The organism is Phytohabitans houttuyneae, from assembly GCF_011764425.1.
Classification (GTDB): Bacteria; Actinomycetota; Actinomycetes; order Mycobacteriales; family Micromonosporaceae; genus Phytohabitans; species Phytohabitans houttuyneae.
This window is the reverse complement of record NZ_BLPF01000002.1, coordinates 1,651,317-1,665,236: the sequence shown is the minus strand read 5'-3', so window position 1 is coordinate 1,665,236 and position 13,920 is coordinate 1,651,317. Positions and strand designations below refer to the sequence as shown.

Sequence of the window (13,920 nt, the reverse complement as noted above, 5' to 3'; positions counted from 1 at the left end):
GTACCGACGCCGCCCGGTTGGGGCCGCGGACAAGGCAGAATGTGACCATGACCGGCAATGCCCGTCTGGACCTGGCCATCTTCGATGCGGTGGATATCGACACGGTCGGTGCGTTCTATGCCGGACTCACCGGATGGGACATCGTGCGCAAAGACGGCGAGCGGTTCGGCCTCCGCACCCCGGAGGGCCAGGAGATCGAGTTTCAGCGGGCACCCGACCACGTCCCGCCGCGCTGGCCCGGACAGGAGTTTCCGCAGCAGTTCCACCTGGACCTGGAGACCGACGATCCGCAGGCGCAGGTCGAGCGCGCCATCCGTCTCGGCGCCACCCGGCTGGCCGACGGTCCCGCGTGGATCACCATGGCCGACCCGGCCGGCCATCCGTTCGACCTCTGCCAGGCCGACGGCGTCGGCCCGGTGATGCGCCTGTTCGCGGTCACGGTCGACGCCCCCGACGCATCGGAGCTGGCCCGTTTCTACGCCGACCTCACCGGCATGCGGCTCGTCCACGACCACCCCGAGGGCGCGCTCATCACCGACGGCGAGCGAAACCTGATGTTCCAGCGGGTCGACGACTACAACCCACCCCGCTGGCCCGATCCGGCGTACCCCCAGCAGGCCCACCTCGACCTCGTCGTCGACGACCTCGTCACCGCGCAGGCCCGCGCGCTGGAGCTGGGCGCGCGGCGGCTCAGTGCCGGCGGCGAACGCTACCGGGTCTTCACCGACCCCGCCGACCACCCCTTCTGCCTCGTCTGGTGACCCGCTTCTGTTGAGCCGGGCCTGTTCACGTCCGGCCGGGACACCAAGCCGTGCGCGGTGACCGGAGTCGCCGCACACGGCCTGTGGTGGGGTACTGCGAAGGGCTTCCGCAACGGATCGGGCAGCCGGGAGCTGGCCGGCACGGACGTGTTGGCCACCGGGTAGTCGGCGGCTGCGGCCTGGGTGGTTTTGGCGACGATCAATACCGCTCCGGCGGAGGCCAGGCCACGACGGCCCGGTAACCACCGAAAGTGGCGGTCTTGAGTGCGGTACTTTCGGGAGAGTTTCTAGCTCTGTCGACGCCCCGGCGCGGGTGCGATGAGTTTTCGGGCGCCGCTTGGTCTGAGTTGATGACTCGGAAGGAGTGGGAGATGCCCATCAAGGTCAACGGTGTCGAGCTGTGCGTGGAGACCTTCGGCGACCCGGCGGACCCGCCGGTGCTGCTCGTCGGCGTCACCATGCTGAGCTGGCCGGACGAGCTGTGCGCGGCGCTTTCCGGGCGGTACGTGGTGCGCTACGACCTGCGCGACGCCGGCCAGTCGACGTTCGTCGACCCGGACGCGCCCGGCTACGACCTGCGCGACCTGGTGACCGACGCGTCCGAGCTGGTGGTGGCGCTGGACCTCGGGCGTACACACGTGGTCGGGATGGGTGTCGGCGGCTTCGTCGCGCAGCTGCTCGCGCTCGACCATCCCGACCAGGTCGCGTCGCTGACGCTGGTCTCCACCCGTGCGGTCGCGCCCGGACCCGCCGATCCCGACCTGCCCGACCACGCACCGCAGGTGATGGAGCAGCTGTTCGGGCGTCCGGGGCCGGACTGGACCGATCGAAGCAGCGTGGTCGACTACATGACCGGCTCCGCGCGGCTGCTGTCCGGGTCGCGCGGATTCGACGAACGGGACGTGCGGGCGACCGCCGGGGCAGTATTCGACCGGGCGGGAGGCACGGCGAAGGCACAGCGGGCGAGCCACCTCGGCACCATGTTCGCGGCCGTCGACTGCAAGCCGCGGTGGCGCGAGCGGCTCGGCGAGATCACCGCACCGACCCTGGTGATCCACGGGGACGAGGATCCGTTCTTCCCGCACGGAAACGCTGTCGCGCTGGCCGCGGAGATCCCCGGCGCCACGCTGCTCACACTGCCCGGCATCGGGCAGGGCGTGCCGCGCGTGACGTGGCCGGCCGTCGTGGACGCCCTGCTGCGCCACACCGCGTGACCATGACAGCCCTCGGGGCGGCGTCCGGCCCGGGGCCGCGGCCCCGGGCCGGATCGTGAGGTGCGCCGTCAGTAGACGTACGGCCAGGCCGCGGCATCCCAGCCGAGCTGGTTGATGCCGAGGAACGACGCGCCGCTGTCGGCGTAGTAGTGGTAGAACAACACGTCGCCGCCGCTGTCACCGAGCACGGCCTGATGGCCCGGCCCGTGGATGGAGCCGTGCCCGGCCAGGATCTGGGTGCCGCCGCCGGCGGTCAGGGCCACCCCGTTGCGGTCGGTGTACGGGCCGGTCACCGACGTCGAACGACCCACCATGATCCGGTACGTGCTGGAGGCTCCCTGGCAGCAGCGGTCGAACGAGACGAACAGGTAGTAGTACGCGCCGCGCTTGTAGATGAACGGCGCCTCGATCGCCCCGCCGGCCGTGGTCCGCTGCGCGAGCGCCCGTACCGCCGTGTCCGATGTGGACCTGCGGCCGGTGCCGGAGTCGAGGCGGATCAGCTTGATGCCGGTCCAGAACGAGCCGAAGCTCAGCCACCACTGACCCGCGTCGTCGACGATGAGGTTCGGGTCGATCGCGTTGTAGTTCACCGCCGAGCTGCTCTCGATGATCAGCCCCTGGTTCGTCCACGATCCGGCGGCGCCGGTCGGGCTGGTGGCCAGGAAGATCGCCGAGTGCTGCGAACCGAAGGTCGATGCCGAGTAGTACAGGTAGAACTGGCCGTTGCGGTACGAGATGTCCGGCGCCCACAGGCTCCGGCCGCCACCGGTGTACGCCGTGGTCCACGAGGCGCCGTTCGGCCAGACGACACCGGCGTTCTGCCAGGAGGTCCGGTCGGTCGACGTCTTGATCGGCAGGTTGTCGCCGGTGGTCACGACGATGTACGTGCCGTTGGGCGCCCGGACCGCGGTGGGGTCGTGCGCGCCGGTCGAGCCGGTCAGCCGGGCGGGGTTGGGGTACGAGCCGGGCGGCGTGCCGGGCGAGCTCGTGGGTGCCGCGGTCGTCGGCGCCGTCGTCGGGGTGCCCGAGCCGACCGTGACGAGCTGCCACTGCTGGTTCGTCCCGCCCGTGTCGTTGTACTGGGAGATCCGCCCACCGTCCGACGTGGACCACTCCCACACGTCCAGCGCCTTGCCGCTGTTGCGGTTGAGCAGCTTGACGTACCCGGAGTCGGTGTCCACCGCCGACCACTGCTGGTTGGTGCCGTTCAGGTCGGACCACTGCACGACGTTGGCGCCGTTGGCGGTGGAGAAGTTGAGGACGTCCAGCACCTTGCCGCTGTGCCGGGCCTTGAGCCGGTAGTAGCCGTTGCCCGAGGCGACGAACTGGAACTGCTTGCTCGCCTGGTCGCCCCGCGCGGTCTGTACCAGGCCGGCCTGGTCCGCCGTGGACGATCCGGCGATGCCCAGTGCGAGTCCACTGTGGCGGGACACGACCTGGTACCAGGCGTTGGGGTCGATCGTGACCGCGTACGCGTTGGAGAACGTGACGACCGCGGCCGAGGCGGCCACGACCGCGCCGACCAGGGCGGCGACCAGCGACCGCCGGAGGCGCCGCCGCGACGGCGCCGGTGAGGTGAGGTTCATCGAGGTGCCCTTTCGCGCGCTGAGGTCAGCGCTCGCCGGAGGGTGCGGTGAGGGTGACGCCGAGGCGCACGGGTGTGCCGAAGTTCGGCGTGCCGTCGGCGTTCCAGGTGAACTTCTGCGCCCGGGTGGAGCGGTTCATGTCGCAGCCGCCGCCGGCCGAGTCGTTGGCGTGGTAGACGATCCAGTCCTCGGTGCCGTCGGGTGACTTGAAGAAGCCGTTGTGCCCGGGAGCGAAGACACCGTTGGCGTCGTTGCGCTGGAAGACGGGGTTCGGCGATTTGGTCCAGTGCGCGGGGTTGAGCGGGTCCGAGCCGGTGAAGGTGAGCAGGCCCAGCTTGTAGTCCGGACCCCAGCACGCGCTGGCGGAGTACACGATGAAGGTCCTGCCGTTGCGGTAGAGCGGCTCCGGCCCTTCGGCCACCGCGCCGGTCTGCCGCTCCCAGCTCAGGGTCGGCGAGGTCAGGCGCACGCGGGAGCCGCTCAGCGTGTAGGGGTTGCTCATCGGCGTGATGAACAGGCTCTGCCCGAAGCTGCCGCCGGCGTTGTACGTGCCCATCAGGTACAGCCGGCCGCTCACCTGCAGCACGCTGGCGTCCAGTTGCCAGTCGCCGCCGAGGTCGGCCTTGAACGTGTACGGCCCCATCGGATCGGTGCCGGCGCTCTCCAGCACGTGCAGCCGCTGCGTGGGGTTGTAGTCGGCCACGTTCTGGCCGGCCACGTAGTACAGGTACCAGCGCCCGTTGAGCAGATGGAACTCCGGGGCCCACATGTTGCAGCACCCGTTCGCCCGGCCCGCGAGGTTGAAGACCACCTGGTCGGAGGCCGTGGCCAGGCCGCCCAGCGTGGTCGAGCGGCGCATCGTGATCGTCGAGTTCCACGTGGTGGTGGCCAGGTAGTAGTAGCCGTTGTGGTACGTCAGCCAGGGGTCGGGCCCGTTGCGCTTGACCGGGTTGGTGAACGTGCGCGCCGGGCCGCCGGTCGTCGGCGCGGTCGTCGGTGTGCCGCCGCCGGCCGCGACCAGCTGCCACTGCTGGTTGGTGCCGCCCACGTCGGTGTACTGGGAGATCCGCGCACCGTCCGACGTGGACCACTCCCACACGTCCAGCGCCTTGCCGCTGTTGCGGTTGACCATCTTGACGTACCCGGAGGTGGTGTCGACGACCGACCACTGCTGGTTCGCACCGTTGAGGTCCGGCCACTGCACGATGTTCGCGCCATCCGCGGTCGACCACTCCCACACGTCGAGGACCTTGCCGCTGTGCCGGGCCTTGAGCCGGTAGTAGCCGTTGCCCGAGGCGACGAACTGGAACTGCTTGCTGGTCTGGTCGCCCCGCGCTGTCTGCACCAGCCCGGCCTGGTCCGCCGTGGACGATCCGGCGATGCCCAGTGCGAGTCCGCTGTGGCGGGACACGATCTGGTACCACGCGTTCGGGTCGATCGTGACCGCGTACGCCGAGGACAGCGTCACCACCACGGCCGAAACCGCCACGACGGCCCCGGCCACGGCGAGCGCCAACGCGCGCCGAACCCTGCTCATCCGTTCCCTCCTCACCTGCGACACGCCGAAGGTGGGTTTAGGCCTGTCGATGTTAGCGTTCACATGGCTGACCGCGGGCACGGTCCTACACAGATAGCGCGACTTGCCCGGCACCGGGCCCGCATTCGCCGCAACGAGACGGCATCGGGTCACCCCCGCACCCGTCTCTTGCAGCGCTGCAAACAGCATGCATTGATATCGGTGAGTCCGCAAGTGAAACCTGCTGGAAACATTCGGCTCCCCTCCCCCGGACGGCGGAGTGCCCGGACGACGGGCAGTGGCTTTGTCCGCCCGGCGGCTCGGTCCATCGTGGGCTGATGGCGCCCGCCTGGGCCTGTGGCGGCCCCGCGGCAAGCGCTGGCGCCACCCGGACGGCCGCTCCGGCAGCATCCGCCTCACCTGGGCCCGGCCGCGACCGGGCGACGAGCACGAGCGCCTGTAGGCCCGGTGGCGCGAGCTGGACGACCACCTCGACGGCTACTTCGTCGCGGACCCGCCGTGGTCGTGCTGGAGCCGCGCGGCAAGGCCCCGCCGGGCCGCGCCTGGTCGATGTCCTGCCTGCAACGGGCCGGGCGCTGCCTGACGCCGAAAGGCTTCCCGCGTGCAACGGGCCGGGCCGCCGCGGGCGCTAAGGTCGTGAGCGTGTCGAGCCCACCGGTGAGCAGGGACGTGGTCGTCGTCGGTGCCGGCATTGTCGGCGCATCGGTGGCCTACCACGCCGCCCGGGCGGGCGCCGCCGTGACGTTGGTCGACTCCGGGCTGCCGGGCGCGGGCGTGACGGCGGACTCGTTCGCCTGGATCGGGGCCTCCGGCGTGCGCACAGGTCCCGCCGCCGGGCTGCGGGCCAGCGCGACCGAGGAGTACCACCGGCTCGGTGCCGAGCTGCCGGGACTCCCGGTCACCTGGTCCGGCTCGCTGAGCTGGCGTCGGGAGGGCGGTGCGCCGGACGCCGGGCCCGGGCAGACGATCGTGGACGCGGCCGCCGTGGCGGCGCTCGAGCCGACCGTCCGGCAGCCTCCCGAGTGGGCTGTCTGGGCGCCGGGTGACGGCGGTGTCGACTCGGTGGGCGTGACCGAGCGGCTGGTCGCGGGCGCTCGCGCCCATGGCGCGCGGGTGCAGCTGGACACGCCGGTTACCTCGGTCCGCCGGGATGCGGCGGGTCAGGTTGCCGGGGTGGAGACGGCGGCAGGCCCCCTCTCCGGTGCGACGGTGGTGCTGGCGGCCGGAGTCGCCACCGCCGCCCTGAGCGTGCCCTCGGCGTGCGCGTCCCGGTCGAACCGTCGCCGTCGCCGCTGTTCCGGCTCCGCGCCCCGGCCGGTCTGGTCCGCACGGTGGTCAACACCGAGGACTTCGACCTTCGGCAGGTCGCCGCGGACCGGCTGATCGCCGCCGCGGACTCGGCCGAGCGGACCCTTGCCGCCGTCCGCTCCACGTTCCGCGGCGCCGAGGGTGTCGAGCTGCTCAGCACCCGGGTCGGAGAGCGCCCGATGCCGGTCGACGGTGAGCCGATCGTCGGCCCGGTCGCCGAGGTCCCCGGCCTCTACGTGGCGGTGATGCACGCGGCGGTCACGCTCGCCGCGGCCGTGGGCCGCCTTGTCGCGCGGGAGGTGGTCGACGGAAGCGTCGAGCCGGCTCTGTCAGGCTGCCGCCTCGACCGCTTCTAGGCCGCTTTCAAGATCCTTGCCGGACGGCGGCGGGCCGGACGGCAGACCGGCGGCGCCCGGCCGCCGCCTGGATCCCGGCGGCGTCAGGTGCTGGCCGGCGCGCCGGCCGGGCCGGTCGGTGGCGCGGCGACCACCAGCCGGCCGATCTCCGCGTCGAGCGGGCTTGCGTCCTCGCCCGCCGGTTCGGAGATGGACCACCACCGGAAGGCCAAAGCCTCGTCGTTCACCGTCAGCGGGGGCACCGCTTCGAGCCGGACCTGGTACACAGCAAGGAGTTCGCGGCGCTGCGGCGCCACGAGTGCGAACTCGGCCACACCTGCGTGGACAAGGCCCGCCACCTCCAAGCCGGTCTCCTCGCGCAGCTCCCGCACCGCGGTCTGGTGGGCGCTCTCACCCGGCTCGCGGGTGCCGCCGGGAAGCTCCCACTGCCGCCGCCAGCTGTCGAAGATCAGCAGGATGGTGTCCGCGTGGCGGACCACGACCAGGGACGCGGGCATGGGCAGATCTTCGACGCCCGGCCACCGCTCCCCTCGGCGACGCGGCGAAAGTCGACGAGGGTGTTGCCGGCGCTATCGACGATGGGCAGCACGGCGCGGCTAACCGGGAACGTCCACATTGACCACGTGCAGCACGTCGCGGCGTACCAGCTCCAGCCCCAGCCGCTCCGCGATCCGCCGGCTGCCGAGGTTGTCCGGTGAGGTGGTCCAGGTCGGCGTCCGGCCGCGGGCCACCACCCCGGCACACCACGCCCGCGCGCACGCGGTGGCCAGCCCGCGCCCGCGGCACGGCGGCTCGGTGGCCACGACCGCGTCCTCGTGCCGGGCGCCGATGAAGAACGAGCCGGCCACCGCGACGAGCCGGCCGTCGACAAAGGCGCCGAGCGCGTGGGCGCGGCTGGCCAGCCCGGCCGGCCCGCCCCAGGTCTTCGTGACCCAGGCCAGCTCGGGGCTGAGGCCCGCGACCGCGTCCGTGTCCGCCGCGTTCAGCGCGCGCACCCCGGACGCCGGACCGGGCGGCGGGGCGTCCTGCCCTGCCGGCAGCCGGTGGATGATCCGGTCCCACACCGTCCGGTCCGGGAAGGCCTCCGCCACCACCGGCGCGAACTGCTCCGGCGCGGCGAGAAACCCGGTCACCAGCGGGCGCAGCGCCGCCGGCTCGACCGCCTCGGGCGCGCCCGCGAGCAGGTAGTTGCCGCCCACCTCGACCAGCAGCGCCGACGGCGACGGCCACTGGTCGGCCCAGGCGCGGCCGTGACCGGTGGTGGCCACGTGAGCGAGGATGGCGCCCGGTCCCGGCGTCTCGCCGGCCAGCATGGGGGCGACCGAGTCGCGGTCGAGCGTGACCAATCGCACCCCGCCATTGTGCCGACCCCCGGCACGGGACGAAGCGGTCAGTCGCGGTGTTCCGGGGAGAGATGTCCGTCCGCCGACGCGCGGCGCAGCGCGAGACTCGCCAGGATGGTGGCGATCCCGACGGTGAGGGCGGCGGCGTTGGGCACCAGCAGCGCCCAGTCGGCGCGGCTCCAGCCGTAGGCGATCCAGAGCGCGAACCCGGGCAGCAGCACCGCGAAGTAGCCGAGGGAGATGTCCTCGGACGAGCGGCGGATGATCATGCGGCGGATCTGAAGCAGCGGCGCGACGGCCATCACGACGCCCCAGCTGGCTGCCACGATCCCGAGAGTTGACGCCATGGCCGAACCACCTCGCTTGGTGAGGCGCTCGGGCTGGCGGGCCGCGTCGACCCTGGGAGTCGGGAGCGCAAACGCGGCCGCTGCCCAGCTTACCCGCGCCGGCGAGGCTCAGCGCTCCGGCAGCCTGGCGGCGAGCGTGATCAGCCAGACCGCGACCGTGATCAGGAGCACCCGCTCCGTGACGCCGACCACGGCACCGCGACCGATGGTCAGCATGCCCACGCCGACCGCGGCCGCGAGGGGAAACGCCACCGCGGCGGCGGCCAGGGAGGCCCGGCGCAACCGGGTGGTGGCGCGCGTCGCGACGACCGGCATCGCCAGCACGCACGCCCCGACCGCCGCGATGCTCGCCACGCCGTGCACGAGGTCCGCCACGGTGGCGGCTTCGAAGGGTGGCAGCGGGCATCCCTCGCTGCAGGTCGCCACCCCGGACAGCGCGCCACCGACGGCCGCGCCGGCGAACAGGGCGGCGGCGACCCGGCTGGTGCCGGCGGCCACCACGCTGAGCGGGAGCAGGCCGGCGGCGAAGACCAGGACCCCGATGCGGTACACCGCCGGGTAGCCGCCCGATCCGATGCCCGCCTCGCTGACGTACCCCGTCCAGCCGGCGGCCGGCCCCGCGACCACCGCGACGGTGACCGCGACCGCGCCCCCGACGAAGCAGGCCACCGCCGCGAGCGCCGCGGCGCGGCTTGCCGATCCCACAACTTCGTGACCCTACGGCCGCGGGGCCGGCAGGTGGCGTACCGGGGCCGTAGGTTGTAACGGTGTCGCACAGGCGCACCGTGGTGGTCACCGGCGGCAGCTCCGGGATCGGGCTCGCCGCCGCCGAGGCGCTCGCCCGCGCCGGTGACGAGGTCGTCCTGCTCGGCCGCGACCCGGGCCGGCTGGAGCGGGCGGTGCAGCGCGTCGCGCGTGCCGGCGGCCGCACCCCGGCCGCCCACCGGGCCGACTTCGCGGTCCTCGACGAGGTGCGCCGGGTCGCCGCCGACCTGCGCGCCGCCCACCCCCGGATCGACGTCCTGGTCAACAACGCGGGCGCGCTCGGCCCGTGGCGCCGCGCGACCGTCGACGGGTACGACGTCACGATGCAGGTCAACCACCTCGCCGGGTTCCTGCTCAGCCACCTGCTGCTGGACAACCTGCGCGCGGCCACCCCCGGCCCGGCCCGGCTGGTCACCACCGGGTCGCTCGCCGAGGCGTGGGGGTGGCTCGACCCCGACAACCCGTTCGCGCCGCTGACCCGCTACCGCAGCCGCTGGCTGGCGTACGGCGCGAGCAAGCAGGCCAACCTGCTCTTCACGGTCGAGGCCGCACGCCGGTGGGCGCCGCTCGGCGTCGTGCCGACCTGCTTCTTCCCGGGCGCGGTGCTGACCGGCTTCGGCCGCACGAGCCCGCTGTTCACGCTGGGCCGAGCCGTGCCGATGTTCTTCCGCACGCCCGAGCGGGCGGCCGACACGCTCGTCTGGCTCGCCACCGCCGGCGAGGCGCTGCGGGCTGGCGGGTACTTCGCGTCCCGGGCGCCGATGCCCGCCACCCGCCGCGCCACCGATCCGGAGCGGGCCCGCCGCCTGTGGGAGGCGAGCCTCACCGCCGCCGGACTTTCCGCCTGACCCGCACAGCAGATCGCGCCCGGGCGGCGTGTTAAGGGGTGGACAGGTCGTCAGGGACGGGAGGCGAGATGACCTTCGAGGAGTACGCCGCGTCGCGGTCTCCCGCGTTGCTCAGGTACGCCGCCGTGCTCACCGGGGACCGGGAGCTCGCCGAGGACATCGTGCAGGAGGTGCTCGCCCGCGCGCACGCGCGGTGGTCGCGGATCACCCGGCACGGCGCGCCGGACCTGTACGTGCGCCGGATGGTCACCAACGAGTTTCTGTCCTGGCGGCGGGGGCGCTGGACGCGGCTGATACCGATCGGCCGCCTCGCGGAGGACCACCGTCCCTTGTGGATGGCCGCGCAGCGGGACGCGGCGACCGTGCACGCCGAGCGCGACGCCCTGCTCACCGAGCTGGCCCGGCTGCCGCGCCGGCAGCAGGTCGTGCTCGTGCTCCGCTACTACGAGGGTTTGTCCGACGGCGAGATCGCGGACGTGCTGGGCTGCGGGCCGAGCACGGTACGCGGCTACGCCTCGCGCGCGCTGGCCACACTCCGCGTCGAACTGGACCCCGTCGACCTGCACCGCAGGCAAGCCGCTCTGGTCAGGAAGGATCAATGATGCGTACCGAGGAAGACCTGCGCGCCGCGCTCGTCGAGCGGGAGGTTCTGGCGCCGGACCGGGACCGGGTGCTGGAACGTGCCCGGCGCACCGCTGTCAGGCGGCGGCGCCGGCACACCGCCGGCGCGGCGGCCGCCACCGCCGCTGTCATGGCGGCCGGCCTGCCGGTGGCGGTACACCAGTGGTCCGGTGGTCCTGACCGGCAGGACCCGGTCCGGACGGTGACCGCACCGGTTGCCGGCACCGCGGCCACCCCCTCTTCCGCGCCGGTGCCGAGCGGTCCGCGGCCCCCGTTCGCGTTCACGCTGCGCCCCGGCCCGATCGCCGGCTTCACGCTGCAGCCCATGGGCGTCAACGCCGACGTGCAGATCGCCGCCATCCGCCCGGCCGGGGAGGGGCCGGCCCGCGCCCAGCTCTTCGTGCACCGGGCGGACACCAAGAGCCGCGCCGCCTGGGACGTCTCCGACAGCCCGGCGCGCGTGCGGGTCAACGGCAAGCCAGCCTGGTACTCGGTCAAGGGCGCCGCGAGCGCCATCCGCTGGGAGCACGCGCCCGGTGGCTGGGCCGTCATCGAGACGTCCGGGCCGCCGCTGCCTCAGCAGACCCTCGTCAGCCTGGCGGAGGCGGTGCGGTTCACCGCGCCCTACGAGGTGACGGTGCCGTACCGGCTCAGCTACCTGCCCGCCGGGTACCGGCCGTTCCACGTCGTCCAGGCGAGTCCGGCCGCACTGTCGGTCGTGCAGCTCGAACGTGACGGCGGCGCCATGGACATCACGGTGCTGGACGGCCCGCCGAGCGGCCGGCCCGGCTGGCGCCCCGACCGCACGATCGCCGGCCGGCCCGCGCAGTGCACCGACCTCGTCGACGGCCGCCGGTGCGCGGTCGACTTCGGCACGTTCACGGTGGACGTCGGCAGCGGCACCGTGTCCCGCGCGGAGATGGCCAGGGTGGTCGCCGGCATGAGCTTCGCCGACGTCCGCGACCCGGCCACCTGGCACGAGCTGGACGCGGCGCTGCCGGCCCGGTAGCCGCGCTACCGGTGGCTCAGCTCTTGGCCGGTGGAGGCGGCGGGGGCGGCGGCGGGACGCGCCGGACGGCCTCGGCGAGGGGCTTGGCGAGGTGGTCGCTGATGCCGGCCTCCGCCAGCTGCCACAAGAGTCCGGTGACGAGCGTGGACCGCCGGACGGGGTCCTTCTCCTTGAGCAGCTGGTCGAACCCGTAGGCGAAGTCTTCGGGCAGGATCCCGTGTGCGGCGAGGATGCTGGCGGACTGAAGGCACAGGCCGACGACGCTGGTGTCCTTGGCGGCCGCCGCGATCCGCAACATGTCGACCGCCGTGGCGACCCGCATGATGTCGTGGTCGCCGATGCTGTTCACGTGTGCCTCTGGCAGGCCGAGCGGCTTGATGTACGTGTCGATGATGGGCTGCAGGGCCGCACGCGTGGGTGCGAGACGCGGCTCCGTCCCGGGCGCCGGCTTTTCCTTCGGCTTCCTGCCGTCCGCGTCCTTTCCCTCGTCCTTGAAGAGATCGGCACGCCAGCCCTTGACCTTGATCTCGGCGTCCTTGAGGATCTCGCCCTTCTCCACGAAGATGACGGTGTCGGCCAGTTCGTCCCAGTGCCGCAGGATCTCCCGGAGCTCGGCCAGCGTGATCGCGTCGGTGTAGGCCGGTTTGCCGTCGTGCAGGTGCGCGTTGATCGCCTTGGTTTTGAACCTCTTGTACTCCGTGACGTCCTTGAAGTCGACGCCGTCGATGCAGTAGTAGACGGGCTTGCCGGTCTTCTTCGCCCAGTACAGGCCGGCCTGGCAGCCGAACGAGCCGAGGTGTTTGGTGTAGTCCTGGCCGCCGATCGCCGCGGTGGCGAACTTGGGCAGCCGGGTCGGCTGCGCCAGTGCCTGCAGGAAGGTCTTGCACTGCGCCTCGAACTCGGCGATGAACGCTTCGATGTCGCCGTAGTCCATGAACTCGAAGGGATGCTCGGCGACGTTCTTCCGGAAGTCCGCCACGCCAAGCTTGATCAACCGGTCGATCGTGGTGTCGGGATCAGCCAGCAGCTTCGCGTACTCACCCTTTCCCAGGGCGATCTTGACCGTCTCCCACAGCTCCATCATGCGCAGCGGCTGCGGGTCGACCAGGGCACGTACGGCGTGCACGAACGGCATCCGGATGTTCTCGAAGCCCCAGATCGTGCCCTTCTTGGTCAGGAACGCCTTGACCAAGCCGCTATTGACCACGTCGGCGTATGTCGTGAGGAAGGGCCGCTGCTCCTTCTGCCACCCACCGATAATCTTCAGCATCTCCTCGATGTGGTCGATCTTCGCGTCTCGGGTCTGCTCCTCGTGCGCGTGCGGCAGGCTCGGCAGTGCCTTCTGTGCCTTGAGGTACACGAGCCAGACCGACTCGGCGAGCACGTGCCCCAGCGGCTGGACGAACCCGCTGTAGACACCCTCGTCCTCTGGTCCTCTCGGCCAGGTGGCGGTGGCCGGCTGCAGGATGTCGATGCCTCCGGCAATGAGGTTCTTGATCGCGCCGTACTCCTTGGAGTTCCACAGCAGGTTGAGCAACCTGCCGGCACGGCCGCTGCCGCGCTCGTTGAGCTGCTTGACGCTCACCAGGCCAAGCAGCCAGTCGCGCAGGTTTGGGTCGAGCTTGGTCGGAGCCGCGAAGTCCTTCCAGCAGCTCTCAATCATCGTCATCGCCAGGTCCTGCCGCAGAGGGAACGCGGCTACCTTGGCGCCGAGCCAGCCGGACGGCTGGATGTCGTTGGCCACCATCACCAGCACCGCGAACAGCTTGGGGTCCTCGTAAAGCGCGGCCAGGGCCTTCGGATTCGCGAAGGTGGCCTCGACGAGCGCCTGCGCGGCCTTGATCCGGCCTGGCCAGGGCGCCTTCACCTTCGGCGACCGCAGATAGTCGATCACCTCGCGAACCTGGTCCGGCTTCCCGTTCGCCAGATCGTCGACAAGGGTTTTGACGTAGCCCGGATCCGACATCGACTCCTGAAACCGGTTGGCGAGCTCGTCGCGCTTGTTCTTGACCAGGGCGTCGTCGGTCGCGGGCGTGGCGGCCGGCTGAGGCTGGTTGCCCCCGGCCTGGGGCCCGGCGTTGGCCTGGGGGCCGGCATTGGCCTGGGGGCCGGCATTGGCCTGGGCGGGTGCGTTGGCCTGGGTGGGTGCGTTGGCCGGCGGCGTGGTGGGTCTGGCCGAGAACGAGCCGGCCTTCGGGCGGTTCTTGTGGTGGGTGGAGGTCATC

At 72.1% G+C, this 13,920-nt stretch carries 15 protein-coding genes; 8 read left to right on the top strand and 7 right to left on the bottom strand.

What is annotated here, in order from left to right:
- Window positions 1-47: 47 nt before the first annotated feature.
- Window positions 48-761 (top strand): VOC family protein, encoded by a 714-nt coding sequence (locus Phou_RS30820; RefSeq protein WP_173062408.1) that lies wholly within the window; start codon window positions 48-50, stop codon window positions 759-761.
- A 371-nt stretch (window positions 762-1,132) separates the two neighbouring features.
- A complete protein-coding gene (locus Phou_RS30815) occupies window positions 1,133-1,975 on the top strand; it encodes an alpha/beta fold hydrolase (protein WP_173062405.1) in 843 nt (280 codons plus the stop codon).
- 68 nt (window positions 1,976-2,043) lie between these two features.
- Here the strand turns inward: Phou_RS30815 and Phou_RS30810 are convergent, their stop codons facing one another.
- Window positions 2,044-3,561: a family 43 glycosylhydrolase gene (locus Phou_RS30810; protein WP_173062402.1), complete on the bottom strand. Its 1,518-nt coding sequence runs from the start codon at window positions 3,559-3,561 to the stop codon at window positions 2,044-2,046.
- A 25-nt stretch (window positions 3,562-3,586) separates the two neighbouring features.
- A complete protein-coding gene (locus Phou_RS30805; RefSeq protein ID WP_173062399.1) occupies window positions 3,587-5,098 on the bottom strand; it encodes a family 43 glycosylhydrolase in 1,512 nt (503 codons plus the stop codon).
- Window positions 5,099-5,375: 277 nt separating this feature from the next.
- On the opposite strand from Phou_RS30805, the gene Phou_RS30800 reads away from it, so the two are divergent.
- The 3 genes from Phou_RS30800 to Phou_RS51410 all read left to right on the top strand — a co-directional run bounded on the left by Phou_RS30800 (window position 5,376) and on the right by Phou_RS51410 (window position 6,762).
- On the top strand, window positions 5,376-5,540 hold the full coding sequence (locus Phou_RS30800; RefSeq protein WP_173062396.1) for a hypothetical protein: 165 nt from the start codon (window positions 5,376-5,378) through the stop codon (window positions 5,538-5,540).
- A gap of 200 nt (window positions 5,541-5,740) precedes the next feature.
- Complete coding sequence (locus tag Phou_RS30795) at window positions 5,741-6,481, top strand: FAD-dependent oxidoreductase (protein ID WP_218579278.1); 741 nt, start codon at window positions 5,741-5,743, stop codon at window positions 6,479-6,481.
- Window positions 6,430-6,762: an FAD-dependent oxidoreductase gene (locus tag Phou_RS51410; RefSeq protein WP_218579277.1), complete on the top strand. Its 333-nt coding sequence runs from the start codon at window positions 6,430-6,432 to the stop codon at window positions 6,760-6,762. The genes Phou_RS30795 and Phou_RS51410 overlap by 52 nt, the downstream gene beginning before the upstream one ends.
- Window positions 6,763-6,845: 83 nt before the next feature.
- On the opposite strand, the gene Phou_RS30790 is transcribed toward Phou_RS51410, so the two are convergent.
- The 4 genes from Phou_RS30790 to Phou_RS30775 all read right to left on the bottom strand — a co-directional run bounded on the left by Phou_RS30790 (window position 6,846) and on the right by Phou_RS30775 (window position 9,157).
- Window positions 6,846-7,259: an NUDIX hydrolase gene (locus Phou_RS30790; protein ID WP_173062394.1), complete on the bottom strand. Its 414-nt coding sequence runs from the start codon at window positions 7,257-7,259 to the stop codon at window positions 6,846-6,848.
- Between the two features lie 99 nt (window positions 7,260-7,358).
- Window positions 7,359-8,114, bottom strand: coding sequence for a GNAT family N-acetyltransferase (locus Phou_RS30785; protein ID WP_173062392.1), 756 nt, complete (start codon window positions 8,112-8,114; stop codon window positions 7,359-7,361).
- Between the two features lie 38 nt (window positions 8,115-8,152).
- Entirely contained in the window at window positions 8,153-8,452 is a 300-nt protein-coding gene (locus tag Phou_RS30780) for a SemiSWEET family sugar transporter (protein WP_173062390.1), read from the bottom strand.
- A gap of 108 nt (window positions 8,453-8,560) precedes the next feature.
- Entirely contained in the window at window positions 8,561-9,157 is a 597-nt protein-coding gene (locus tag Phou_RS30775) for a DUF998 domain-containing protein (protein WP_173062388.1), read from the bottom strand.
- A gap of 80 nt (window positions 9,158-9,237) precedes the next feature.
- Here Phou_RS30775 and Phou_RS30770 point away from each other — a divergent pair, with 80 nt between their 5' ends.
- The 3 genes from Phou_RS30770 to Phou_RS30760 all read left to right on the top strand — a co-directional run bounded on the left by Phou_RS30770 (window position 9,238) and on the right by Phou_RS30760 (window position 11,695).
- The gene (locus tag Phou_RS30770) at window positions 9,238-10,065 is read left to right on the top strand and encodes an SDR family NAD(P)-dependent oxidoreductase (protein WP_173064788.1); all 828 of its coding nucleotides are present in this window, start codon (window positions 9,238-9,240) and stop codon (window positions 10,063-10,065) included.
- 68 nt (window positions 10,066-10,133) lie between these two features.
- Complete coding sequence (locus Phou_RS30765; protein WP_173062386.1) at window positions 10,134-10,667, top strand: SigE family RNA polymerase sigma factor; 534 nt, start codon at window positions 10,134-10,136, stop codon at window positions 10,665-10,667.
- Window positions 10,667-11,695 carry a hypothetical protein gene (locus Phou_RS30760; protein ID WP_173062384.1) on the top strand — a complete coding sequence of 343 codons (1,029 nt, stop codon included), beginning with the start codon at window positions 10,667-10,669 and terminating at the stop codon, window positions 11,693-11,695. Before Phou_RS30765 ends, Phou_RS30760 begins: the two co-directional genes overlap by 1 nt.
- A gap of 16 nt (window positions 11,696-11,711) precedes the next feature.
- Here the strand turns inward: Phou_RS30760 and Phou_RS30755 are convergent, their stop codons facing one another.
- Window positions 11,712-13,919 carry a hypothetical protein gene (locus Phou_RS30755; RefSeq protein WP_173062382.1) on the bottom strand — a complete coding sequence of 736 codons (2,208 nt, stop codon included), beginning with the start codon at window positions 13,917-13,919 and terminating at the stop codon, window positions 11,712-11,714.
- Window position 13,920: the final 1 nt, after the last annotated feature.